Genomic DNA, 24,475 nt, shown 5'->3' with positions numbered 1-24,475 from the left:
GGGCGGAAGTCAGTCGAGCGGGATACTCATGGCGTTGTGAAACAGGTTGTCGGGGTCGTACTTTCGTTTGACGGCCTGGAGCCGGGGGAAGTGCTCGCCGTAGTAGCTGGCGTACATGTCGCGTCCATGCAGCTGTTCTTCGAGATCGTCGTCGCCGATGTAGCCGCCGACGGTGTAGGGGTACATCAGTTCGTAGGCCTCGCGCGGCCACCAGCGGCGAGCGTCACCAAGCGTGACGAGGGTTGCAGGGTCATCGGTTTCGTCGGATTCGACATCGGTGCCGAAGCCGAGCAGCCACACATCGCCGCGAACCTTGACCGCGGTGGCGTCGGCCGGGAGCCCGGAAGCCGGGTCCAGGGCTTGCATCTGCATCCGGGCGCCCTGCAGTGGTTGCCGCGCGGCGAGCTCGCCGAGTTTCGCGATCACGTCGGGAGTGAAGGGTTCGGGCAGGTGTGCGGCCTTGATCGACTGGTAGCGCAGGTTTTCCCCGGCTTCGCGGCTGACCTTGCCGGGTTCGGCCAGCCAGTGCGCCGAGGTCTGGGTCGCGGCTTGGGTGGCGATCACATCGATATAGCTCATCGGTTCGATGTCGGCTTCGGTCGGTTGCGGTAGACGCGTGCGCATGTCAGTGATGAGGGCGTCGCGCTCGGCGGGTGTGTCGGTGAGGATCGCGCCGGCCATTTCCAGGATGCCTTGCCAGATGACCAGCATCGGGCTGAAGGTCGTCGGCGCGCTGAGCGTGAAATCCTGGAGGGCGGTGAATGTTTCGACGAAGTCGAGGTCGGTCAGGCGGTAGCGCAGGGAGAAGTTCGCAGGAGCTTTCGGCGCCTCGTGCAGCCGGAAGACGAACTTGGTGATCACACCGAACGACCCGGTACCGGAACCGCGCAGCGCCCAGAACAAATCGGAGTTGGTGTCCTCGTCGGCGATCAGCACCCGGCCATCGGCGGTGACAACTTCTACCTGCGTCACGTGGTCGGTGAGGATGCCGTAGCGGCGAACCGAGCGTCCGTAGCCACCACAGGTGGCCTGGCCACCGATACCGACGGGCAGGCAGTCGCCGCCGGGGACCATGAGCTCGCCGTGTGACCATGCCTCCCAGTACAGATTGCCCAGCAGCGCACCGGGTTCCACGGTCGCGCTGCGCGCCTGCGGGTCCACGCTGATCTTGTCGAGGTGGATGAGGTCGATCACCAGAGCGTGCCCACCACGCCCGCCCAGCCCGTTGCCCTCGATGGAGTGGCCGCCGGAGCGGATCGCGATCTGGGTGACGCCCGCCTCGCGCGCACATCGCACGATCGTCGCCACCTCGGCGCTGCTGCGCGGTCGCACGATCCCCAGCGGACGGAACTGGGTCCGCACGTTCCAGGTAGCCCGAGCCCGGTCGTACTCCGGATCGCCCTCGAAACTCATCTGCACTGACGGCAGGCGCTGGTGGAGAAGCGTTGCGATGTCGGTCATTTCAGCGGGATGCTGAGTTTGTGGTGGAACAGGTTGTCGGGGTCGTATTTGGCTTTGACCGCTTGCAGTCGCGGTAGGTGCCGACCGTAGTAGCTGTCGAAGATGTCGCGGCCGTGGTCGGCTTCGGCGTAGTCGTCGTCGCCGATGTAGCCGCCGGTGGTATACGGGTAGAAGATCTCGTAGGCCTGGTCGAGCCACTGTTCGTACTTCTTGCCGGTTGCGGCCATCGTGTCGATGTCACCGGCGTCGCTGAGCGGCACCCAGCACGACATCCCCATCAGCCACGGACATCCACGGTTTTTGATGGCGGTGGCCTCGGCGGGGAGCCCGGAGTCCGGATCCAGGGCGAGCAGTTGGATTCGTAGTCCTTCGGTGGGTTGGGTGATGGCGAATTCGGCGAGGGTTTCGATGAATTCGCCGGTGAACGGCTCGGGCACGAACCCGGCCTTGATCTTCATGTAGCGCAGGTGTTCTCGCCGTTCGCGCCGCACATCGCTGAGGTCGGGATAGTACGGCGCGGAGGTGTCCTCCAGGCCTTGGATCCGCATGGTTTCGACGTAATCGGCGGGCCGGATGTCGAATTGATCGGTGGGAGGGAGCTTTTCGCGCATGTCGGCAACGAGCGCGTCGCGTTCGGCGTCGGTTTCGGTGGCCAGTGAGCCGAGGATCTCCAGGTGCCCGCGCCAGATCACGATCATCGGATTGAACGCAGGCGGTGCGCTGAGCGAGTATTCCTGCAGTGCCTTGAATGTCGAGACGAACGATGCGGCGTCGGTCAGCGGGTATTTGACGAAGAAGTTCGCCGGCGCTGCGGGGGCCTTGTTCAGTTCGACGGTGAGGCTGGTGATCACGCCGAACGAGCCGGTGCCGCTGCCGCGGATCGCCCAGAACAGATCCGGGTTGTGCTGCTCGTCGACGGTTACGACGGATCCGTCGGCCAGCACCATCTCCGCCCGCGACAGGCGATCGGTGAGAATGCCATAGGTCCGCGAGTAATGACCGTAACCGCCGCACTGGATCTGACCGCCTATGCCGACCGCAATACATTCCCCGGTGGGCAGCATCAACCCGCCCTGTTGGAACGCCGCCACCATCAGGTTGCCGGTGAGTGTGCCGCCGCCGACGGTCGCGGTCTGGGCGTCGCGGTCGATGCTGATGTCGTCCATCTCGACCATGTCGATCACGACGGCGCGCCCGTCACGCCCGCCGAGGCTGGCTCCTTCGAAGGAATGCCCGCCCGAGCGGATGGCCAGTTGCGTGACTTCCGCTTCGCGGGCGCAGCGGATGATTTCCTGCACCTCCGCGGTAGAACGCGGGGCCACTACACCGACCGGGTGCGCTTGGGCCAGGTAGTTCCAGGTCGCGGTGGCCTCGTCGAAGGTGGCGTCCTGCGGGAACGACGCCGGAACCGAAGGAAGACGATTGTGGATCAGGTCCTTGAAACTCCGCTGCGCCGCGGGCTGGGGCTGGTGGAGCAGCTTTGCGGTGTCGGTCATAGCTACCTCCTGTTGATTTACATCAAATTTAATGTAAGTTCTACAGTAGCTGAGATGTTGCGAGTAAGGAGTTGTGATCATGGTCGCACGGGAAGTGCCCGTAGAGGCTGCGCAAACGAGCAGGTGGGACGGTGACGAGCAGGCGGCGTGGTGGTCGTTGGTGTTCACCAGCCGACTGTTGCTCGACCGACTCGACACCGATATGCGGCGCGGGCACGGACTGACGTTGGACGAATACGGGATCCTGGTCGCGTTGGACGCGGCACCGGATTTCCGGGTGCGCATGAACGACCTGGCCGAAGCGGCTTTGCTGTCGCAGAGCAGGTTGTCTCAGCAGATCAAGCGCATGCAGGCCCGCGGTCTGGTCGACCGTCAGCAGGCTGTCACCGATAAACGCGGCGTCGAGGTCGTGCTCACCGACTCTGGCCGCGAGGTTCTGCGCACCGTTGTCCCAGAACACATCGACCGGGTCCGCCGCTACTTCCTGCAACACCTGACCAGCCGTGACCGTGCCGCCCTGACCGAGAGCCTCCGACCGGCACTCGATTCCCTGGCAACCTCCCCGGCCTTGATCCGAATGCTCAAACCGGTCCTACCCGGCTGACCGCCGCGGTGAGGTCCCATGCTTTGCCTTCACCGACCGACCGAGAAAGGAATGGCATGACGAACTTCGCGGATTACACCGAACTGGAGGACAAGGCCCGCACCACGATGGCGGCCGATATCTGGTCGTATGTTTCGCACGGGGCGGGTGACGAATTCACTCAGTCCAATAACGTGGCCGCCTTCCGGAAACTCGCTCTGCTTCCTCGCATGCTCCGCGCGAGCGCGCACCGTGATCTGTCCGTCGAGGTGTGCGGTATCCCGCTGCCCACCCCGCTGTTCATGGCCCCCGTTGGGGTGATCGGCTTGTGTGATCCACAAGGGCACGGTGAGATCGCGACCGCTCAGGCGGCGGCCCGCACCGGAGTGCCGATGGTGGCGTCGACCATGGCTGTGGACCCGCTGGAAACCGTCGCCGCGCATCTCGGCGGCACTCCTGGAATGTTCCAGCTGTACACCCCGACCGATCGCGACTTGGCGCAAAGCCTGGTGCAACGCGCCGAAGCCGCGGGCTTCCGCGCACTGGTCGTAACTCTGGACTGTTGGCACACCGGCTGGCGACCCCGCGACCCGTCGCTGACCAACTCGCCCCGGCTGCGCAGCGAGTGCCTGGCGAACTACCTCACTGATCCGGTGTTCCAGAAGCTGCTCCCCACCTCGTCCGTAGCGGACCCGTCGGCCGCGATGGACACCTGGAACTCGATCTTCGGCAACCGCCTCACCTGGGACGATCTGCCCTGGCTCCGCTCGTTGACTCGTCTTCCGTTGATACTCAAGGGAATCTGTCACCCCGATGATGTCCGGCGCGCCAAGGACGGCGGCGTGGACGCCATCTACTGCTCGAATCATGGTGGCAGGCAAACCAATGGCGGCCTCGCCGCGATCGACGCGCTGCCCGGTGTCGTCGCGGCCGCCGACGGAATGCCGGTGCTGTTCGACTCCGGTATCCGATCCGGCGCCGACATCGTCAAGGCTCTCGCCCTCGGCGCGACCGCCGTCGGCATCGGCCGTCCCTACATTTACGGCCTCGCCCTCGCGGGAGTTGACGGCATCGTCAACGTCCTCGACGCGCTACTGCAGGAAACGGACCTGCTGATGGGCCTCGACGGCTACCCGGCGATCGCCGACCTGACTCCCTCGGCCATCCTGCCCACGGGGTAGCTCGTTCATCATCTGAGTTGAGGTAGGGGGCTGTACACCGCGTACGGCCGGTAGTGATCGCGCGTGGTGAAGCGAGATTCGTGGCGTTCGACTACGTATATTTCCAATCCGAACGATGTGGTGCTCCGAATAACCAGCACATGCTCGTAGGAAGGCCCCTGTTCGGGGCAACTTACAGTGACCACCCCGTTGCGAAGGAGGCTCTGCGATGTTGTCGTTCCGTTCCGTAGCCGGTGTACTGATGTCTGCGGTTGCAGCAACCTGCATGATGCAGGCCGTAATGGCCCCAACTGCCGCAGCCGAATCGCCGGGGGACAAGTGCGGTGGCTACCAGAAAAGCGTAGTCGTTGACAAATCTGACGAATGCCCCGACGAGCGGCCACACGACCACGGGCAGGTAAAGGGCCTGAAATCTACCGAAAAATGCTGCGTCCGAGGCCACTAACCCTCGGTACTTTCGGGCCGAAGTAGCCTACAGGCCGAGCCCAGTCCACAGGCGCGGGCAATGCCGACAGCGGCGGATCCGGCAAGAAAGAGCCACAGCCACAACCATTTTCGTGATGCCCCGGGCCTGGGCCCGGGGCATCACGGCGCTAGCGCCTAACGCACGAAAATAGCCGATTTCAGCACGTCAGTCCCGAGTTAGCCTTTTCCAACCAGTTCGGTTAGCCGAACAACGCGCGCTCCGGCGTACCGGTAGTGGCTTTCGACCCGTCGCCGGGAGCTCAGCAGGATCGTCCGATCACGACACCTGTTGCACGCCGGCTGGTTTCCGGTCGCCGAGCAACAGTCCGCGGAGGTAGGCGGCCTGACCGATATGCTGCATGTCGTCGTTGAGGATGCTGACGAGCCGACTGCCGAGCGAAACCGCAGGGTCCCAGCGCTCGTCCACGATCCGATCCAAATCTGCTGGAGTAAGCGGATCGATCCATGCCCTGGCGCGCTGATGCGTTGCGGTGCAAACGTACTCGATCGGCGAGACGATCGGCCGAACTGCAACCTCCGTCGCTCTGGCTCGGGGCATCATTGATCGAAGTCTGCGCAGGGCAGCGCGGTGGACGCGACTTCTGTTGATACAGAAGGGTTTCGGTATGTCCAGCTCAGCACCTTCGGGCACGGTCACACCCCGCGGATTCGGTCCGTTGGCGACCCGCACGGATCGCGTCGAAGTACCGCGGCAGGACGTGCGCTAAGAGCGGCCGATTGTCCTGAGGCAGAAGTGATGTCGTGCGTCTTGGTCGATGCCGTCGGTGGTCTCCAGCTCTGCGATCACCACGATGTTGCCGCCCTCGCGTTTCGCTTTGTACATCGCGGTGTCACAGCGGTGCAGGATGCGTCGCATGATCGCCGGATCACGCAGATCGGTGAGGGGGCACAGGGCCGCGCCCACGCTGGCGGTGACGAGGACCGGCAGTTCCGGCATGGTTTCGATGGCGCCGCGAAGCCGCTCGGCGATCGCGGCGACCGGCTCGTCGCGGCGGCGGCCGAGGACCACGAATTCCTCACCGCCGGTGCGTGCGACGATCGCGTCCGGGTCGGCGGCCGAACGCAACCGGTCGGCCACCCGCGCCAGGACCTCGTCGCCGAACGAGTGGCCGAAAGTATCGTTCACGTCTTTGAATCGATCGAGATCCAGCGAGGCTATATAGGCGTATTCCGTTGTGTTCGGACGGAATACGTAGGACAGGTGATAGTCGAGTCCGCGCCGGTTCAGCAGCATGGTCAACGGGTCGAGTAGCGCATGTTGACGCCACAGCCAGTGACAGAACTGGACGGTGGGCAGCCCGACTACGTTGAGCGCCACCAGGATCAACATGATCGCTATCGCGAGCCGGACGTCGCCGGCCGCCGCACCGGTGTGCACCGGGTCGTCGGCCACCAGCAGCACGACAAGTAAGCAGCCCGACGCCAGTGACCAGCAGATATGCAGGCCGAGGATCAGCGGTCCGTGGAAGATCACGAACATGCCGACGACCACCATCAGCGTCGATACGAGGGCGCCGTACACGCGATGCTCGGCGGCCAGCGCACCGAAGGTGATGGCGAGATCGGCTCCGGCACACCACAACAGCGCTTCCGCTCGGCTCGGCCACGGCAACAGCCACCAGCGCAGGGCCCACAGCGCGGTGAGCCCGACGATCAGCCAGCAACCGGTCTCGAAGAACGCATTGCGCGGCCCGATGTTCGAGATCACGGACGCCACGGTGACCAGACACATCACCGCACCGCCCGCGCCGATCATCGCCTTGACGTAGCGCTGGGCGGAATGGATTTCGAGCACGTCGATCAACCAGTCGTAACCGGCCCGATCGTGCCACCAGCTCCGCATCAGCGATCGGCCGTCGGCCATCGGAAACCACCGCCTTGTTCCGGCAGACACATCGTCCGCCGCTTGTAGTGCACATCACTTCATGATGTAGCTGGATAGTAGCTTCTCTGTAGTTCTTTTCCAATCGGAATCATTGAGATGCCTGCAACTCCTGCATCGGTGGGGCTCCAGGGAGATTGCGCGAACCCGATTGGATTGCTGATCGGTGGCCGAGTGGCCCCCGGGGAGCTTGTCGCCGACACCGAGGATTCGGTACGTGAGCAAGCCGGTCTCGCGTCACTGGCCTCGGATGTGGTCAAGACCAGCGAATCGAGGTGAGCTGCTCGATGCCGCATCGGGTCCTCCGTCGATCGCCCGCTACCGCGACGTGGAGACCGATGCACTCCCACTCACCGACCGGAATGTGGACGAGATCGCAACGCCTACTACACGATTCTGGAGCGCACCAGAAGGGCACGCTCGACCCGTCAGATCACCATGCTCAATTGCCTCCTGGACGGATTCCACGGCAAGCTCACCGGCCGCGAATGGGCGGTCAGCACGAAGTGCTCACAAGACTCCGCGCTTCGGGATATCAACGAACTCGTCGGCCTCGGCGTCCTGCAACGATCGAACTCCGGCGGTCGAAGTACTTCCTACGAGCTCGTTCAACGCTGACACAGAGCGCGAATTGCGACATTTCGCCCGCCGTGCGCGATGGGCGACTCCAGCGGGTTGTGATGGTGGTTCGCTGAGGTCAGCGACGTTCTGGTCAAACCGCCATTTATGCGCAACAGTTACGTCGAACCGAATCGCGGTCTATTCCGCATATCCGTAAACGACGGATTTCTCGGATCCTCCAACTGAACATCGATGGAACGTTCTGCGTCGCGTTGTAAGCCAGATGAGGAGATAGTCCAATGGAATCAGGGAAATCGTCTGGAACGGTCCGATCTGTGCTGCGCAGGCCGATCGTGTGGATTGTTGCGGCGCTGGTGGTGGTCGCACTCGGCGTAGCCGGGCCCTTCGTCTATCTCCGGATGGTGAGCTCGAACAATCCCAAGGAGCTGAGCTTCAGTGACCTGGCGAGCTCGACCACCGGGCCGCCCAAGGCGACTGTGATGCCCACCGAACCTGCGTCGCTCGGGACGACGACGGTGCCCACGCCGCTATCGTCGGAGCCGCAACCCGTACTGGGAGCGCCGACAGCACCCCCGCCGCCCGGGCCCTCCGTGGCCTCGCCGCCGGTGCCGGAGACCGGCGAACCGCTGCCATCCAATAGCCCGATCGCGGGCTCGTGGACCGTCGGTTCCGGCACGGACGCGCGCTGGGCCACCGACGACACGCTGCTGGGCCAGACGACCCGCGTCGTGGGCCGGACCAATGACGTGTCCGGGACCATTCAGATCGATGGCCTGGCAATCACTTCCGGGCGCATCGTGGTCAATATGCAAACCGCGGCCTGCAACTGCATGCACGACTCGGCCTACAACGAGATGCTCGAGACGACGAAGTTCCCGACCGCGACGTTCGTGCTGACGTCGCCGATCGTCTTCCCGTCGGCTCCGGCCTCCGGCGCCGTCTCCAGCGTCCCAGCTGCTGGTCAGTTCACGATTCACGGCGTCACCCGCGACGTGAGCTTTACATTCGAGACGACACAGGTCGGTGCGAGGTTGGCGTTCAAGGCCGAGATTCCGGTCGAGCCGGCCGATTACAGCATCCAGCCGCCGGTCAGCAATAACCCGCTGGGAAGCATCGGCAACACCGCTATCGAACTGCTGATTGCCTTCGATCGGAGCTGAACCGCCGCGTCGAGGCAGGTCGGGAGGGTCGGCGGACAGCCGAATGCCTTGTGCGAGATGACTTTTGCGTGGTGTCGACGCCGCACGCTGTGGTCGCGCGTGCTGAGCGATCCAGCGCGCGGATATATCGATGCCTGGACCTGACGGATGTCGCGATCGGAGATATGCGAGGTTCAGTCTAATTAGCTGTGAGATTGCTGTATGCAGTGAAGAATTGCATATACATAAAAGCTGAATCGAATACGGCGAGCCCGATTGATTCACCATACTCCAGGGGCTCGAATCAATGCTCCAGGTTCGATCTTCAATACAGTTCCAGGTCAAGTGACCAATTCCGCCATCGCCGCACTCCACGTTCTTGTTACATATCACAAAAGCGAAAGTGATTCATTTCACAGAAACTTGGCCGACGAAACCTCCATAGTTAACGTTGCTGCAATGTTGCTGAATGCGAGTTCGGGAGGCCCTGAGCGATTCGATCAACCTTCGACAAATCGACAGGGCGTATCAGGGCCGACAATCGATCGCAGGAAATTCTTCATGGCCTCGGCGCTGATCGCCGGAGGGCCCGTGGTCGCCACCCTCGGGTCGCCTGCGAACGCTGCTCCGCTGTTCAACCTGCCGTTGCCGTTCGGCGATCCCGCAGGCCCAGGATCGGTGAATCCCGTACTGCCGCAACATGAGGTGGATCCAGCAGGGCGCGCAGCCGAACTCGGCCGCCTGCAATCGAAGTACGTTTGGACCGAAGACGCCAACTTCGTGCACGGCGTTCCGATGGCCGCATCCCTATCGATCGAGGACAACCCGACGCTCGAATGGTTCGTGCTGGTGATCGACGAGCACTACCAGGTCATCTCCAACATCGCGCTAGCGCTGACCAGGCATTTCGACCATCTGATCGGCGATGCGCTGCAGCCGTTGGTGGATCAACTGTTCGGCCTGAAGGCTACGGTCGACAACGTTGTCCGCATCGTGGCCCCGGTCCTGGCAAGCCCGGTGGCCTATCCGCTCGATCCGCCGGCGCGCGCGGGCGAGTACCTGCTCACCGAGACGGTGCAGACCGTACTCCGCACGCTCGATCAGATCCGTGACGATCTCTTCACGACGCTGCGAAAGATGTTCAGCAGCCCCGGTTTAGGAAACTTCGGCACCGTGGACGGGGTGGAGCGATACCGGAATCTGTACGCCACCATCCCGGTGCCGGAAGTCGCTGACCGCCTCCACGATGACATGGTTTTCGCGCGGATGCGGGTCGCGGGGCCGAATCCGATGGCGTTGCGGCAGGTGCGTGGCGCCGTGCCCGCGAATTTCCCGCTGGACAACAAGGGCTACCAGTCGGTGATGGGATCCGGCGACAGCCTGAGTGCGGCGATCTCGCAGGGGCGGCTGTACCTGGTCGATTACGCGGTGCTCGGCTCCGCCGCGTCGGAGTCCGCGACGTACAAATTGCTCACCGGACCGGGTTACAACACCGCGCCGATGGCGGCGTTCGCCGTCCCGGCCGGTGGCGGAGAGCTGCAACCGGTAGCGATCCAATGCGGCCAGGACCCCGCGAAACATGTCTTGTTCCTGCGTCCGGACGCCGGTGATACCGACCGTTATTGGGGCTGGCAGATGGCGAAAACGGTGCTGCAGACCGCGGATTTCAACCACCACGAAATGCACTCGCACCTCGGGCGGACCCACCTGGTGACCGAGGCGTTCTGTGTGGCCACCCGTCGGCAGCTGGCCGCCAACCATCCACTGAGCGTCTTGTTGACCCCGCACTTCGAGGGACTGCTGTACATCAACAAATTCGCCACTTATCTCATCCTGGCCCCGGAACTCACCGGCGATCTGATTCTCGCGCCCTTGCTCGAGGACACCATCGCCAGCGCCGGACGGGCTCGTTTGAGCTGGGACTTCTACGCGGAAATGCCGCACCGTGAGTTTGCCGAGCGCGGCGTCGATGACGCTCACCTGCCGTTCCCGTACCGGGACGACGCCTTGCTGATCTGGGATGTCATCCATGAGTGGGTGGATAGCTATGTGCGCACCTACTACGGGTCCGACGGCGATGTGCGCGATGATTTCGAACTGATCGCGTGGGCCGACGAGATCGCTCAGGTGGGAAAGGTCAAAGGTTTCCGGCGAATCGACAGCGTCGATCAGTTGGTCGAGGTCGTGACCATGGTCGTCTTCCTTGCCAGCGCTCAGCACGCCGCCGTCAATTTTCCGCAGAAAGACTTCATCGAGTACATGCCGTTCTACAGCGGCATGACCGCTGCGCCGGCGCCGTCCAGCCCGGCCGGGCATACCGAATCCGACTGGATCCGCATGTTGCCCTCGCTGCTGACCTCGATTGCCCAGCTCTATCTTTTCGACGTTCTCGGCAGCGTCCACTACCGGCCGCTCGGCGACTACCGCACGAATACCTTTCCGTTCGCGAACGCGATCAACGATCCCCGGATCACCGGTCCCGGTGGCCCGCTGGATCGATTTCGTGCGGCGCTACGCGACGCCGAGGCCGAGATCAACGACCGTAACTCGGGGCGCGAGCCGTACACGTATCTGCTGCCGAGCACGATCCCGACCAGCACCAATATCTAGGAGCAGGGCTGTATGAAAACTCTTGCCCGTCTTGGCATCTCGTCGATGCTGGCGCTGTGTGTCGCAGCAGGCACCGCCCATCCCGCGCCGTCAGGGGAGCGCACCGCGCCGCCGCAGGGACCAGCGGGTGAGCTGTACCTGCCCGAGGTGCAAAACAACACCGTCGCCGTCATCGACACCGCGACCGACACCGTCAAGCAGCGGATACCGACGGGACCGGCGACCAAACCCGGTGTCTTGGCGGCGACCCCGGATGGCAAGAAGATCTACGTCGACAACTTCGGTTTCACGCCCCCGAGCGTCACCATTATCGACCGGCCGTCGAACACCACCAGGTCCATTCCGGTCGAGAGTCCGCCGCTGGGAATCTTCACGTCGCACGATGGGAAAGAGATCTTCGTGCCCGAAGTGGGCTTTGTGATCGAGGTGCTCGACGTCGCCACCGATACGATTGTGCGGCGCTTCCGTTTCCCGGATCTGGCCACCGGCCGTTTTCCCGACATTCCGGCGGGTGCGATCCAGGGGCCGGACGGCCTGCTCTACGTCGGTTTCATGAACAGCGGCATGATCGAAGCCATCGATCCGATCACCGGCGCGGTCGTCCGGCCACCGTTGATCGTCGGCGGCATCGGCACATTCTGGTACACCTTCAGCAGAGACGGCGCCAAACTCTATGCCAACTCGATCAATACGGTCAGCGTCATAGATCTGCGGAACTGGCGTGTTACCAAGCTGATCCACACCAGTGCGGACGGCAACTACTCTCCCGGCAATCCCGGGGCATTCGTCTCGACGCTCACTCCGGATGGCAGCAAATTATATGTCACGGTGTTCGGCGGCAAAGACGTGATGATCGTCGATACCGCGAAAGACGAGGTGATCGGACGTATTCCGACCACCGGCGCGTCGACCGCCGTGATGTTCAGCGAGGACGGAACGCGCGGCTACATTTCCGATGTCGGACCGTCGACGAACGCCTACCCGGGCCCGCTGCTGGACCCGCTCTTGTTCGGCAACCTGGTCACCATGGGTGTCGGGCTCACCCCGGGGCAGGTGATCGTCTTCGATCCCCGCACAGATCGCATTATCGGAGACCCGATTCCGACGAAGGTCGGTCCCGGCGTTCCACTCTGGCTCCCCCTGCTGAATTAGCGTCGCCGCACGTCACCGAACCCATCTACAGAGAAGGTCAGATGACAAAGCCCGTCAGCACATTGCCGAATCCACCGTCCGAGAACGCGGGTTATACGACGCGCTGGCCGGTACGCGCCGGCGACGTCGATCGCAACGGCAGGCTCCGGCTCGACGGCATCGCGCGCTATCTGCAGGACATCGCGTGGGAAGACCTGAACGCCAGCGGCTTCGTCGACTCCGATCCGGCGTGGATCGTGCGACGCACGGTGATCGATGTGATCGAGCCGATCCGGTGGCCCGACCATGTCTCGTTGCGCCGCTGGTGTTCTGGTGTCTCGACCCGATGGGCGAACATGCGGGTTCGCCTCACCAGCGACGCGGGCGGGCTGGTCGAGACCGAGGCGTTCTGGATCAATGTCGACGAAAAGGCAGGCACGACAGCACGAATCAGCGACGCCGGCTTCGAGCACCTGAGCGCCAGCACCGACCAGCACCGACTCCGCTGGGCCCCGATGCTCGACGGGATGCCGCCGGCGCGGTCGGCGCGCGATCTGGCGTACCAGATCCGGGAGGCGGATATCGATCTGCTGCTGCACATGAACAACGCCATGTACTGGCAGGCCGTCGAGCAGTTTCTGCCCGGCCGTGCCGAACTTCTGGTCGAGCCGTATCGCGCGATCATCGAGTACAACGCGCCCATCACGGCCGATCAGTCCCTGCACATCCGGTCGGCGGACCGCCCGACCGGACTCCACCTGTGGTTCGTCACGGGGGAGAAGTGCAACGCCGCTGTCCACCTCGGCCCGATTCACCAGATGTCGGCTAACACAGAGTGAGTTCCCTTGTTGTTCAAGCACATCCGTAGCAATGCAGCCAGGTCGTCTCGGCGCGCAACAGTCCTGATCGCGACCTGCGCGACCTTCGTGTTCCTGACCTCCGGTGCCGCACTGGCGAATCCATCGATATCGGGTTCGACCAGCGGTCCGGACGGATCGATCTGGATACCGAACTACGGCACGGGATCGGTGCTGCGGATCGACCCCGCCACCTCGGCGGTACAGCAGGAAGTGCCGCACGTCGGGGACCATCCCATGGTCATCAAGGCACTGCCCGACGGCTCGCGCATGTTCGTCGGCAACTTCGGCCCGGTGAACCCGTTGACCTGGAGTGTCACGGTGATCGACATGCCGAGCGGCCAAGTCGCCAAACGGATCCCGACGCTCGGTGCGCCATACGCGACCATCATCCTGTCGCGTGACGCACGCTATCTGTTCGTCCCCACCGCACTGTCGATGGTGCAGGTGATCGACACCCACACCCTGGAGGTCGTGCGGACGCTACCGGTCGTGTTTCCGCCCGGTCCCGCGCACATCGAGGTATCTCCGGACGGCTCAGCCATTTACGTCATGTCGGCGGCCGGGATCCTGACGAAGTACGACGCCTATACCGGTGCGGTCAGCGCACCGCCGCTGTTTCTCAACGGGGCCGCCCCCGGCTGGGGTGCGCTGTCCGCGGACGGCGAGACGCTGTACGCGATCAACTTCTGGTCTGGTGTCACGATGATCGACGTCCGCACCTGGACGGTACGCAATACCGTGATATTCCCGAACCTCTGGGCGGAACCGATCTCGGCGACCCTGACCCCGGACGGCACCCAGTTGTGGGTCTGCAACTACGGCTCCGACGAAGTGATCATCCTCGACGCCCGGACCGGCACGGAGCTGAACCGCTTCGCGACCGACGGCGCGGCGGTATACGCGGGCTTCTCCCCGGACGGTCGAACCGCATACCTATCAATCGTTTCGGACGGCACGCCCCTGATCTACTTCAGCCCGCTCGCCGGCTGGTACCACTCCAAACAGAACGCCTGGGACCCGTTCATGGCCAACCTGGCGAACCTCGACACCGCACTGACCACCTACGACACCACAACCCTGCAACCAATCCGCTCATACACGACGAAGGGCGCCTTCGTCGCCGGTGTCTACCCGGGCTGAGCCGTTCGCCATCAATCCGAGTGGAGTTGACCCGCCCCGCGCCCTATGCTGGAATTCGTTGCGGTGCAGAGTATTTAGTATCTCAGCCGTACTCCAGGGGGACCACATTCGAGCATATGAGCGAAATCGACAGGCGTGCAGGGACATTCCGCCTGCGAAAGAATCGCCCGATATCCGCATCTTCGCCCATCACTCTGAAGCAAGAGGAATACGGAAGTGACAGTTTCCGAACCGCAGCAATTGATCGCAGACAGTCTGATATTCGGAAATATTCTCATCACCCGAACCGGCGACACGGTGACGACGAGGCTCGAATCCGACGAATCGACAACTGTCACCATCTCGCGAACGGGCCCCCGCATCCGTAAGAATATTCCCATCGGAACACGAGATCCGAATTTTCTCACCACACGGGTGAATGATCGTGAGATCAAAGTTGTTCCGGGCAGCGGCAAAATTTTGAAGCGGACCTATCGGATTATCGTGGAGGACGATGACCGAATTCTGAGCTTCCGCCCCACAGGTATCGACACCTGCATGTTCATCAAGGGCAAACCGCATGAGATCGAGAAGCACTTCGGCGATCTGACAGCCGATGTGGACGGCACGATCGAGGTCCTCTGGGCCGTGCCGCAACACGTCAAGCTCGTCAACAAGACCGTCGAGCCGCCGGAACCGACCGTCGAGGAACTGCTCATCGGCTACGCCCTCGCCGCCGCCTTCGGCACCGGAGCATTGTCGTTGTCCTCGATCATCATGGGCTTGGTGTCCGCGGCCCTGCCGGGCTGAACACAGTGGGGGCATGGTGCGTTCGGATCTAGTCGTTGGGCGGCCCGAGGCCTTCGCGGAGATATGCGTTCGTGGGATCGAGCAGAGTCAAAAGGTCGATATTTGATCTTCAACAGCGACCATTTGACTCTGCTCGATTCTCCGAGAGCCCTTGTCGTGCATGGTTGACCCTCGCACGACAGGTCGGCGAGTCCCTGAGCCCCGAGGTGGCCGACCGCGACCGCAGCGGCAAGTTCTCCTGTTCGAACTGTCAGCTGCTGATCATCAGGCCGCCGATTGATCCGGCTCACTTACGTCTCCTCGGCTTATCGTCGCGTTGTGGCGATGTCGATGAATCGTTGTCTTGTGCCACAAAATCACGCTCAGGTAAAGAGTGCTACGCGGCCTCGCCGAAACCGCTGGCAGGCGAGGTGTTGATAACCAGGGATCAGGATACGAAGCGTGGGGTTCCGGCTCGTGCGCCTGACAGGATTTGGACGATGGACAGTGCGATCAGTAGGGCTAGTACGGCGGTCCAGGCGTGGGTTAGGTCGTGGAGGGCGCCGGCTAGTACTGGGCCGATCGCGCAGAGGGCGAATCCGGCGGTTTGGCTCATTGCGGTGAGTTTTGCGGTGGTCTGTGCGTCGTGGGAGCGGAGGATGGGGAGCGAGTAGCCGATGGCGGTACCTGCGCCTAGTCCGGCACCGAGCAGGATCATCCATATGATGGTCCCGTCGGTCGGCGAAATCAGCAGTCCGACAAAGGCAATGACCAGCACGGCACCGGTCGAGACCGCGGCCCGGACTTGGCGTTCGTTTCGGTTGACCAGGATGGACATGGCCAGGGCTGAAGGGACCGCGACCAGGTTGGCTACCGAGAGCATGCCGCCTGCCAGGGAGGCGTCCATGCCCGCATCCACGAGAATCGTTGGGAGCCAAGCGGAAACGGTGTAAAACAGCAGCGCGGGCATGGCGAAGAAGATGGTCACCGCCCAGGCCAGCGGCTGTAGCCACAAGCTGCGCGGCGTGGCCTCGTCCGCGGGGCCGGTGCCTGTGTCGCTGCGGACGCGCAGTTGGGGGAGCCAGACGAACCAGGCGATGACGACGGGGACGGCCCATAGGCCCAGTGTCGCGCGCCAGCCGAAGCCAGTGGCGTCCTGTAGGGGCAGGGTGATTCCTGAGGCTGCGGCCGCTCCGGTGTACAGCGACATGGTGTAGAGGCCGGTCAGTAGGCCGACGTGTGCGGGGTGATCGCGTTTGATCGCGGCGGGCACCAGGACGTTGCCGATGGTGATGGCCAGGCCGATGATCGCGGTCCCGGCGAACAGTGCGGGCACGCCGGGTAGCAGCCGAATGCCGAAGCCTGCCAACAGCACCAGTAGCGCGTAGCCGATGGTGCGGTTGAGTCCGAGTTTGCGTCCGATGCGCGGTGTCAGGCCGGAGAAGCCCACCCAGCAGGCGATGGGCACCGCCACCAGCAGGCTGGCGACGGTGCTGTTGAATCCCTCCTGGTGTTGTACCTGCGGCATCAGCGTCGAAATCGCTGTGATGGGCGGCCGCAGGTTCAGCGCGACCAGCGAGACACCGACGGCTACCAGCCAGATCGGTACCACCGCAGCGGATTTCGGTGCGAGCGCCGTGGTTTCAGCCCTCACGGGCCCTCGATCGTCACCGTTGACCAATCGAACGTGAGCTCCTCGAGTATGTCCAGTTCGCTGCAGAACTTGTGCAGCCCACTGAAATTGGACAGCAACCGTTTCGTCGACCGGTCGTGCTCGACCTCCCGCAACATCTCGTGCCCGCCATCGACGCCGACCAGATCGACGATGCGATGCCAGGTGGGAAAGTTGTTCGCGGCGAACGCTTCCAGCCCGTCGACCATCGCCTCCCGGAACAGGGCGCGTTCCGCCGGACCGAGCCGGTGGTACACGGCCTTGGCGACCTCGTCGGCGATCGAGGAGTGACAGTACTCGTCGCGGTTGTGCATGGTCGCGGTGACCTTGTTGATCGGCTGGATCTCGTCGTCCTCGGCGATCAGATCGAGGTAGGAGTTGATCGAGATCTCGGCGACCGTGGTGAAGGCGAGCGCGCTGAGCTCGCGCTGCCAGCGTTCCTCGCTGTTGGCCATGCGCTGCCGGAGCCGAGCGGCCTTGTGTCCGAGCGGAAGTGCCGTCTCGGGCATCCGCCAGCCGCGGCGGCGCCGCATCACCGAACTGGCATTGAGGTGCATCAGAGTGTGGTACTGCTCGTCGAGCATCGCCTGGGTCATGGCGGTGGTGAGCGTCTCCATCTCCAGGCCGGTGTCGTAGGTGTCCTCGATGATCAGCGCGAAGGTCGGGTTCACCACGTGCTGTTCGGTGTCCATGATGTGTTTGTTGAAGGCCACCCAGCCCCAGCCGAGCAGCCGCGCCCGGAGGTCGGGGTCCATGGCCTGGTAGGTCGGGTGGTCCCGGAACGGGATGAGACCTTCCGGGTAGTCGGGGCGGGCGGGTTCGAACAGCTCGTCCAGGTCGGGTTCCGGGCGCTTCACCATCGCGCGCCGATGCCAGTTCGCGGTGAGCCTGCTGATCACCGCGTTTTCGATCGGGTCGTCGGGGTCGTGCTCCGGCAGTGACGGCACGACGGGACCGTCTCCGGGATATTGCGGAAAAGTCATGGCTATCCCTCCATTGTGGTGATGGCCTCGGCGAGGTCTTCGACGCTCGCCGCGAGCACCGCGCTCGACGAGATCTCGGTTCCCCACCGTTGTTCGAGCCGGGCCCGGATCTCGACGGCGGCCAGTGAGTCACAACCGACGTCGCGCAGCGGGCGCCGCCGCGGAATCCGTTGCGGGGGTAGGCCGAGTACCGCGCCGAGCTCGGCGGTCAGGGTGTCCAGTAGGCCGCCATCGGCCGGGACTTCAGGCGGCGCAGCAGGTTCGGCGAGGGCCGGCAGGTCCACCGACGCCGATTCGGCAGGCGTGAACCAGGTGCGCCGGCGCTGCCAGGGGTAGGTGGGCATCTCGTCCGGCACGGGCAGCGCCGGGTATATCGCGGTCCACTCCGGATCGACACCGGCGGTGTAGAGGCGGGCGACGATCTCCGCGAGGCGGGCGGTGTCGGACGTGTCCCGGCGCAGCCCGGCTACCGCCGTACCGCTCGCACTGTCGGCGAGGCATTGCTCGATGGCCTGCGCCAGCACCGAATGCGGGGCAATTTCCAGGAAAACCGTTGGACCCTCAGCGTTTTCGGCGGCGATCGCGTCGGCGAATCGAACGGCGGACCGCAGGTTGCCGGCCCAGTACCCGGCATCGAGATCCGGACCGGACATGCGCTCGCCGGTGACCGTGGACCGGAACGGCACGGCAACCGGCTCGGCCCGCAGTCCGGTGAGCGCGGCGATGAGCTGCGGTTGCAGTGGATCCATGAACCGGCTGTGCGAGGCGAAGTTGATCCGCACCCGCCCGCCGCGCACCCCGGCGCTCCGCAGTTCGTCGAGTAACCCGTCCAGCGCGTCGGTTTCGCCGGACAGCACGGTCAGGCGCGGGCTGTTGCAGGCTGCCACCACAATCCGGTCGCCGTAGCCTGCGGCGGCGGCCGCGGCTTCCTCGACCGGCATGGCCACCGCGAGCATGCCGCCGAGGCCGTCCGCCTGCGCGGTGAGTTCGCCACGGCGACAGATCAGCTCGGCGGCGGTGGCGAGATCGATCGCCCCGGCGACCGTGGCTGCGGCCACCTCACCGAAACTGTGGCCGATGACGACATCGGGCCGAATGCCCCACGAGCGCAAGTGTTGTGCCAAAGCCACCTGCACGGCCCACACGGCCGGTTGGATCACCGCGGTCTTCGCCAGCTCCGTCCCGTCGTCGTCGGCGAGCACCTTCAGCAGCGACCATCCGGTCGCGGATCGGATTGCCGCGTCACAGCTTTCGATCGATTCCCGGAACACGGCCGACGTGTTCAGCAGCTCGCGACCCATGCCGGCCCACTGGCTGCCGTGTCCGGGAAAGACGAACGCGACACGGATTCCGCCGGTGGGCTGCTGGATGACCTCATCGAGTAGTCGGTCGCGTAACGCGGCGGCCAGTCCGTCGCCGTCGACCGCGGCTACCGCCGATCGCCATTCGTGGTGCGCCCGCCCGCGCGCCGCCACAGCGCATACCTGCCGCGCGGTGACCGGGTCCGCGCCGTCCAGCCGATCGGCGTAAGCGGCTGTAAGTTCCTGTACCGCAACGGGATCACGTGCCGAGAGCGGCAGTACCAGTGGCTGCGTATCGTCGTCCGGCTCTGCATCCGCGGGAGCAGCGGTGAGCACGACGTGCACGTTGGTTCCGGACAGACCGAAGGACGTCACACCGGCGATCGGCGGCGAATCCTCAGGCCATGCAACAGGTTCGGTCGGCACACGCAACGGCGTGCCCGGTTCGAGCAGGACCGGATGCGACTCGGTCAGCAGTGGATTTCCCGGGATCAACCGATGATGCACGCTCAGCACCGTTTTGATGAGTCCCGAGATGCCTGCCGCCCCCTCGGGGTGGCCGATATTGGTCTTCACCGAGCCGACCAGGCACGGCCGCCCGTCGGGGCGCGTTCCGGCGAACACCTGGGACAGCGCCCGCAGCTCGATGGCGTCACCCGTATTCGTTCCCGTGCCATGGGCTTCCACATAATCCACCGCGCCGGGATCGACCCCCGCCCGGTCCAGTGCGTCGCGCAGCAGCCGCTCCTGCGCCTCCTGGGAGGGAGCTACCAGGGAACCGCCGCCGCTGCCGTCGTTGTTGCTCGCGCTCCCCGCAATCACCGCATACACGCGATTGCCGTCGGCGCGGGCCTGTGCCAGCGGTTTGAGCACCACCACGCCGACGCCTTCGGAACGGACGAAGCCGTCACCGGTGGCGTCGCCGAACCGGCAGCGGCCCCGCCGCGACATCAGCCCGACCTGCTCGTAGATGGCGGCCAGTTCGGGCAGCAGCACCAGATTCGCCCCGGCCGCCAGCGCCAGGTCCGAGTCGCCGAGTTGCAGGCTCTGCCAGGCCAGGTGAACCGCGGTCAAGGACGATGAGCAGGCCGTGTCGACCGAGACGCTCGGGCCGCGCAGGTCGAGCGCGAACGAGATCCGGCCGGACAGGAACGACGCCAGCCCACCTCCGGTCAGTGCGTGCAGGTCGAGCGAACTCTGCCGAGCCTGCAATTCCCAGTAGTCCCGGCCCATTTGACCGACGAAGACGCCGGTACGCGTGCCCGCCAGCGCGGTGGGCGCGATCCCGGCGTCCTCCAATGCCTCCCAGGCCACCTCCAACAGCAACCGCTGCTGCGGATCCATCCGATCGGCCTCCCGGGGTGAGATGCCGAAGAAGGCCGCGTCGAAACCCTCGACGTCGTCCAGGAATCCGCCGAAGCGGCGAAAGTCGGACGGCACCGCGGGCAGCCGGCCGAACACGGCCGGATGGTCGGAGCGCTGCTCGGGCACCTCGGTCACCGCATCCACGCCGTCGACGAGCAACCGCCACAGTGCTTGTGGCCCATCGGCACCCGGCAGGCGGCAGCCGATGCCGACGACGGCTATCGGCTCGATGCGCCCGCGTCGGACGGGCTCCGGGGCGGATGCCCGCGGCCGGTCGATCGGCGGCAGGCAGCGGCGCAGCTCGGCCGTGATCATCCGGGTCAGCTCGCGGCGATGGGTCCGGACGAAGAAGTGACCGCCGGGCAATTCGCTTGTGCGCACGGTCTTTTCGGCGAGTTCACCCCACGCGTCGGCGTCGTCCGGTGCCGCAAGGGCGTCGTCGCGGCCGCTGAACACCACGATCGGGCACGCCACCGGTGCGGCGGGCCGATGCCGGTAGGTGCAGAACATCGTCACGTCCGCCCGCAGCGCGGGTAGGGCTGAGCGCAGCAGATCCCGCTCGTCGCGCAATTCGACTGGGGTACCGCCCATCTCGAAGATCCGATCGAGCAGATCGTCGTCGGACAGCTCGTGCATCGGCTCCGGCGCGAGCCGGTGTGGCGCGGACAGGCCCGCGACCAGCAGCGCCACCGGCGCCCGGTCCAGCCGCAGCGCCACCTGGTATGCCAGCAGGCCGCCCAGGCTGTGCCCGAACAACGCATAGGGCCCGTCGAGATGCGGACGGATCGCGTCGGCGATCGCGTCGGCCAATTCGTCCAGATCGGTCGGCGGCGGCTCGTCCGCGCGTTCTTCCCGACCGGGCAGCAGCACCGGCAGCACGTCCACCCACCCCGGCAGTTCCTGCGGCCAGCCGCGGAAAACCGAAGCGCCGCCGCCGGAATGCGGGAAGCAGAACAGCCGCACCCGAGCCGAGCGCCGGGGCGGCCGAGCCAGGTAGGCGCTCATTTCGCCCGTCCTCGGCCGCCGAGGGAGCCCGCGATGATCATCTTCTGCACCTCGGAGCTGCCCTCATAGATCCGCAGCGACCGAATCTGCCGGTACAACCGCTCCGGCACGCTGTCGGCGACCAACCCCGCGGCGCCGAAGACCTGCACGCAGGCATCCACGATGTGCTGCGCCCGCTCGGTGGCATACAGCTTGGCGATGCTGGAGTGTTTCGCCGCGGCCGGATCCCCGCTGTCGGCCGCCCATGCGGCGCGAGTCACCAGCAACGCCATGGCGTTCAGCTCGACCTCGATCTCGGCGAAGGACGCCTTCACCAGTTGCAGATCGAACTGCCGCGCGCCGTACATCTTCCGGTTCTTCGCGTGGGCCAGCGCGGTGTCGGTGGCCCGGCGCGCGAACCCGAGTGCCGCCGCGCCCACGGTCATCCGAAACCGTTCGAGCACCTCCATCGCGACCACGAAACCGCCACCCGGCCTGCCGAGCACGCTGTCCGACGGCAGGTGACAATCCACGAACTCGAGATCGGCGAAGGACCGCGGCGCGATCAACGGAACCCGTTGGCCTACAGTAAGTCCCGGTGTAGCTGCGGGCACCAGGAACGCCGTTAAACCCAGGGCGCCCGGCCCCTCGCCGGTCCGCGCGATGACGCAGAACAGGTCCGCGATACCGGCATTCGCGATCCATGCCTTGGCACCGTTCAGCAGGTAACCGTCGGCGACCCGGTCGGCCCGCAGTCCGATCGCCGCGACATCCGAGCCCACCTCCGGTTCGGAGATGGCGAACGCGCCGCACAGCGTGCCCTTCGCCATCGGTGCGAGGTACCGCCGCTGCTGTTCTTCGTTGCCGTGCCGCACAATTGGCGTCGCGGCCAGCGCCTGGATCGAGAACGCGAAATCGGCGAGATCGTCGGCGTAGGCCAGTGCCTCGCGCTGCAGGCACAGCGAGCGGCAGTCGCCTGCCGCCAGGCCCTCCGGTCCCGCGGCCGGATCCAGCGCGGTCAACCAGCCGTGCTCGCCGAGCGCCCGAAGAATCCTTAGCCCGGTCGCATCCGGGTCGTCGCCCGAGTCATCCCAGAGCTCAGTTTGTTCCGCGCACCAACTCTCGATTTGCCGCGCGCGCTCTACATGCCGCGGCTCGTAGAACGGGAGGGCGAGGATGCCCGCATCGAAGCTCATCGTTGCTCCTAGGACAGCGTGAAGATTTCGGTGGGGTGCGTCGCGGGATCACCGGGCCGCAGGTGCAGCCGATCAGGACACAGGACGACGGCCGCCACCGTGTGTTCGCGGCGGATGTCACCGTTGTCCACGACGTTGATCGGCGGCGTGGACAGCACGGCGAAAAGGTCCTCCGGGTCGGTGCCCACGGTGGCGAGCCTGGTCCGGCACACCTCCAGCCTGCGGATCGAGGAATTGCGGGCGAACACGTTGATCTCGTCCCGGGGCGCGAAGCTGGGATCCAGGAAATGGTTGGTGTGCAAGACATTGCGGCCGTACTCGATCCTGACCTCCTGGTCGAGCACCTCGACGTAGGCGGCCGTGTCCCGGTCGCACAGCACGATGTTGCGGGAACTGGCCAGGGGCAGTTCCCGCAACATGCCCACCGCTTCCTCGACGGAGCCCGCGTTGTCGAGCAGATGCCGGATAGCCAGGTAGGGCGGCACACCCGGCCGCCACTGCCCGCCGAGCACGAGATTCAACCCCACTGCCAGGCCGTCACTGTTGAGGCCGAGGTAACCGAGCAGCCCGCCGAAACTGAGCACCAGCGTGCGTCGGGACGCTCCGGCCCGCACGATCTCCAGCACACTGATCTGATCGTCCAGATTGCCATTGAGATCCACGGTCTGCGCCAGCACCGGATCCGGGCCGGCCAGCGCGAATGTGGTGCAGTCCCCTGCGGTCGGAATCTTTTGGTAGCCAAGGATTTCGCGGCGTATCTGGAGCAGCACGGCCTCCCGCAGGTCGATGTCCGCCCCGGCGGCGAGCCCGCGGATCTCCTCGGCCAGATCCGGTGTCGCAGCGGTGATCTCGGCCAGGTAGGCGTCGATCGTCGGCCGCAACTCCGGCAGCGACACCGGCTCCGGCAGGATCCGGTTCAACCGGCACAGCCCGTCGTCGAGAAAGTCTCGCAAAGCCGCGGCCCTGGCTTGCCCGTGCTGATAGCCGAGGGCGAAGGCATCACCCTCGACTCGCAGGAACGGAGTCCGCAGGACCGCGTTCATTCGACGGCGCCCGCCAATTGCACCTTCGGATAGGCGGCCAGTTTGCTTTTGACACCGGCCCATTCGGCACGCAGCACGCTGTAGAAAATGGCGTCCCGGCGACGGCCGCCGGGCATCGGGTTGAAACTGCGCAGCACACCCTCCTCGACCGCCCCGATATTGCGCAGACCGCGACGCGCCTGCTCGTTCAGCACGTCGGTCTTGAACTCCACCCGTTCCGCGCCGAGCCGTTCGAAGGCGTGTTCCAGCAGCAGGTATTTCGCCCACCGGTTGAGCCCGCGGCCGCGGAAGTCGCGGCCGAGCCAGGACCAGCCGATCTCCAGCCTGCCGTCGCGTTCGGCCATGTTCCCGTAGCTCATGCTGCCCGCGGCCCGGCCGCTGGCCTTGTCCATGATGTAGAAGACCACCCGGCGCCCGGCCCGCTGATCCTCCAGTCCCGCATCGAAGAACGCGTCGAAGTCGGCCTCGGTCTGCACCAGCGAGACGAAGTATCGCCAGATGTCGGGGTCCAGCGCGATCTCGCACAGGGCCGCCCGGTCCGCCGGCTCGATCGGCTGGAGCAACAGATGGTCGTTCTCCAGCCGCGCGGGCGCCAGCTCAGCCCATCCCATC

At 64.9% G+C, this 24,475-nt stretch carries 17 protein-coding genes and 1 pseudogene; 8 read left to right on the top strand and 10 right to left on the bottom strand.

Going from position 1 to position 24,475, the window contains the following annotated elements; translation table 11 throughout:
• Positions 1 to 9 precede the first annotated feature (9 nt).
• Complete coding sequence (locus ACFWF1_RS34385; protein ID WP_379281072.1) at positions 10 to 1,413, bottom strand: FAD-binding oxidoreductase; 1,404 nt, start codon at positions 1,411 to 1,413, stop codon at positions 10 to 12.
• A 44-nt stretch (positions 1,414 to 1,457) separates the two neighbouring features.
• Positions 1,458 to 2,957, bottom strand: a complete 1,500-nt coding sequence (locus ACFWF1_RS34380) for an FAD-binding oxidoreductase (RefSeq protein WP_379281071.1) — start codon at positions 2,955 to 2,957, stop codon at positions 1,458 to 1,460.
• Between the two features lie 79 nt (positions 2,958 to 3,036).
• Here ACFWF1_RS34380 and ACFWF1_RS34375 point away from each other — a divergent pair, with 79 nt between their 5' ends.
• Positions 3,037 to 3,561 (top strand): MarR family winged helix-turn-helix transcriptional regulator, encoded by a 525-nt coding sequence (locus tag ACFWF1_RS34375; protein WP_379281070.1) that lies wholly within the window; start codon positions 3,037 to 3,039, stop codon positions 3,559 to 3,561.
• 56 nt (positions 3,562 to 3,617) lie between these two features.
• Complete coding sequence (locus ACFWF1_RS34370) at positions 3,618 to 4,721, top strand: alpha-hydroxy-acid oxidizing protein (protein WP_379281069.1); 1,104 nt, start codon at positions 3,618 to 3,620, stop codon at positions 4,719 to 4,721.
• 742 nt (positions 4,722 to 5,463) lie between these two features.
• Here the strand turns inward: ACFWF1_RS34370 and ACFWF1_RS34365 are convergent.
• Positions 5,464 to 5,676: pseudogene (locus tag ACFWF1_RS34365) on the bottom strand (hypothetical protein); the annotation flags it as partial.
• Between the two features lie 234 nt (positions 5,677 to 5,910).
• Complete coding sequence (locus tag ACFWF1_RS34360) at positions 5,911 to 7,071, bottom strand: GGDEF domain-containing protein (RefSeq protein ID WP_379281068.1); 1,161 nt, start codon at positions 7,069 to 7,071, stop codon at positions 5,911 to 5,913.
• Positions 7,072 to 7,985: 914 nt separating this feature from the next.
• On the opposite strand from ACFWF1_RS34360, the gene ACFWF1_RS34355 reads away from it, so the two are divergent.
• From ACFWF1_RS34355 to ACFWF1_RS34330, 6 genes are all read left to right on the top strand, one after another.
• Positions 7,986 to 8,831, top strand: a complete 846-nt coding sequence (locus ACFWF1_RS34355; protein WP_379281067.1) for a YceI family protein — start codon at positions 7,986 to 7,988, stop codon at positions 8,829 to 8,831.
• A 540-nt stretch (positions 8,832 to 9,371) separates the two neighbouring features.
• Entirely contained in the window at positions 9,372 to 11,420 is a 2,049-nt protein-coding gene (locus ACFWF1_RS34350) for a lipoxygenase family protein (protein WP_379281066.1), read from the top strand.
• Positions 11,421 to 11,432: 12 nt separating this feature from the next.
• Positions 11,433 to 12,572 (top strand): YncE family protein, encoded by a 1,140-nt coding sequence (locus ACFWF1_RS34345; protein ID WP_379281065.1) that lies wholly within the window; start codon positions 11,433 to 11,435, stop codon positions 12,570 to 12,572.
• Between the two features lie 41 nt (positions 12,573 to 12,613).
• On the top strand, positions 12,614 to 13,390 hold the full coding sequence (locus ACFWF1_RS34340) for an acyl-[acyl-carrier-protein] thioesterase (RefSeq protein ID WP_379281064.1): 777 nt from the start codon (positions 12,614 to 12,616) through the stop codon (positions 13,388 to 13,390).
• A gap of 6 nt (positions 13,391 to 13,396) precedes the next feature.
• On the top strand, positions 13,397 to 14,551 hold the full coding sequence (locus ACFWF1_RS34335) for a YncE family protein (RefSeq protein WP_379281063.1): 1,155 nt from the start codon (positions 13,397 to 13,399) through the stop codon (positions 14,549 to 14,551).
• Positions 14,552 to 14,767: 216 nt separating this feature from the next.
• Entirely contained in the window at positions 14,768 to 15,340 is a 573-nt protein-coding gene (locus tag ACFWF1_RS34330; RefSeq protein WP_379281062.1) for a hypothetical protein, read from the top strand.
• A 427-nt stretch (positions 15,341 to 15,767) separates the two neighbouring features.
• On the opposite strand, the gene ACFWF1_RS34325 is transcribed toward ACFWF1_RS34330, so the two are convergent.
• The 6 genes from ACFWF1_RS34325 to ACFWF1_RS34300 are packed head-to-tail and all read right to left on the bottom strand — an operon-like array spanning position 15,768 to position 24,474.
• Positions 15,768 to 16,973, bottom strand: coding sequence for a CynX/NimT family MFS transporter (locus ACFWF1_RS34325; RefSeq protein WP_379281061.1), 1,206 nt, complete (start codon positions 16,971 to 16,973; stop codon positions 15,768 to 15,770).
• Positions 16,970 to 17,974, bottom strand: coding sequence for a diiron oxygenase (locus ACFWF1_RS34320; RefSeq protein WP_379281060.1), 1,005 nt, complete (start codon positions 17,972 to 17,974; stop codon positions 16,970 to 16,972). Before ACFWF1_RS34320 ends, ACFWF1_RS34325 begins: the two co-directional genes overlap by 4 nt.
• 2 nt (positions 17,975 to 17,976) lie before the next feature.
• Positions 17,977 to 21,645, bottom strand: a complete 3,669-nt coding sequence (locus ACFWF1_RS34315; RefSeq protein ID WP_379281059.1) for an acyltransferase domain-containing protein — start codon at positions 21,643 to 21,645, stop codon at positions 17,977 to 17,979.
• Entirely contained in the window at positions 21,642 to 22,820 is a 1,179-nt protein-coding gene (locus tag ACFWF1_RS34310; protein WP_379281058.1) for an acyl-CoA dehydrogenase family protein, read from the bottom strand. The genes ACFWF1_RS34315 and ACFWF1_RS34310 overlap by 4 nt, the downstream gene beginning before the upstream one ends.
• Positions 22,821 to 22,828: 8 nt before the next feature.
• Positions 22,829 to 23,863, bottom strand: coding sequence for a C45 family autoproteolytic acyltransferase/hydolase (locus ACFWF1_RS34305; protein ID WP_379281057.1), 1,035 nt, complete (start codon positions 23,861 to 23,863; stop codon positions 22,829 to 22,831).
• Positions 23,860 to 24,474, bottom strand: a complete 615-nt coding sequence (locus ACFWF1_RS34300) for a GNAT family N-acetyltransferase (RefSeq protein ID WP_379281056.1) — start codon at positions 24,472 to 24,474, stop codon at positions 23,860 to 23,862. Before ACFWF1_RS34300 ends, ACFWF1_RS34305 begins: the two co-directional genes overlap by 4 nt.
• Between the last annotated feature and the right edge of the window lies 1 nt (position 24,475).

The organism is Nocardia sp. NPDC060255, assembly GCF_042727395.1.
Classification (GTDB): domain Bacteria; phylum Actinomycetota; class Actinomycetes; order Mycobacteriales; family Mycobacteriaceae; genus Nocardia.
Note: the sequence above shows the minus strand (reverse complement) of the source record. Positions and strands in the feature narration are given on the sequence as shown.

Coding starts and splice junctions, on each gene's coding strand:
- ACFWF1_RS34385 (WP_379281072.1), bottom strand. CDS start 1,413: ATGAGTTTCGAGGGCGATCCGGAGTACGACCGGGCTCGGGCTACCTGG.
- ACFWF1_RS34380 (WP_379281071.1), bottom strand. CDS start 2,957: ATGACCGACACCGCAAAGCTGCTCCACCAGCCCCAGCCCGCGGCGCAG.
- ACFWF1_RS34375 (WP_379281070.1), top strand. CDS start 3,037: ATGGTCGCACGGGAAGTGCCCGTAGAGGCTGCGCAAACGAGCAGGTGG.
- ACFWF1_RS34370 (WP_379281069.1), top strand. CDS start 3,618: ATGACGAACTTCGCGGATTACACCGAACTGGAGGACAAGGCCCGCACC.
- ACFWF1_RS34360 (WP_379281068.1), bottom strand. CDS start 7,071: ATGGCCGACGGCCGATCGCTGATGCGGAGCTGGTGGCACGATCGGGCC.
- ACFWF1_RS34350 (WP_379281066.1), top strand. CDS start 9,372: ATGGCCTCGGCGCTGATCGCCGGAGGGCCCGTGGTCGCCACCCTCGGG.
- ACFWF1_RS34345 (WP_379281065.1), top strand. CDS start 11,433: ATGAAAACTCTTGCCCGTCTTGGCATCTCGTCGATGCTGGCGCTGTGT.
- ACFWF1_RS34340 (WP_379281064.1), top strand. CDS start 12,614: ATGACAAAGCCCGTCAGCACATTGCCGAATCCACCGTCCGAGAACGCG.
- ACFWF1_RS34320 (WP_379281060.1), bottom strand. CDS start 17,974: ATGACTTTTCCGCAATATCCCGGAGACGGTCCCGTCGTGCCGTCACTG.
- ACFWF1_RS34315 (WP_379281059.1), bottom strand. CDS start 21,645: ATGAGCGCCTACCTGGCTCGGCCGCCCCGGCGCTCGGCTCGGGTGCGG.
- ACFWF1_RS34310 (WP_379281058.1), bottom strand. CDS start 22,820: ATGAGCTTCGATGCGGGCATCCTCGCCCTCCCGTTCTACGAGCCGCGG.
- ACFWF1_RS34305 (WP_379281057.1), bottom strand. CDS start 23,863: ATGAACGCGGTCCTGCGGACTCCGTTCCTGCGAGTCGAGGGTGATGCC.
- ACFWF1_RS34300 (WP_379281056.1), bottom strand. CDS start 24,474: ATGGGATGGGCTGAGCTGGCGCCCGCGCGGCTGGAGAACGACCATCTG.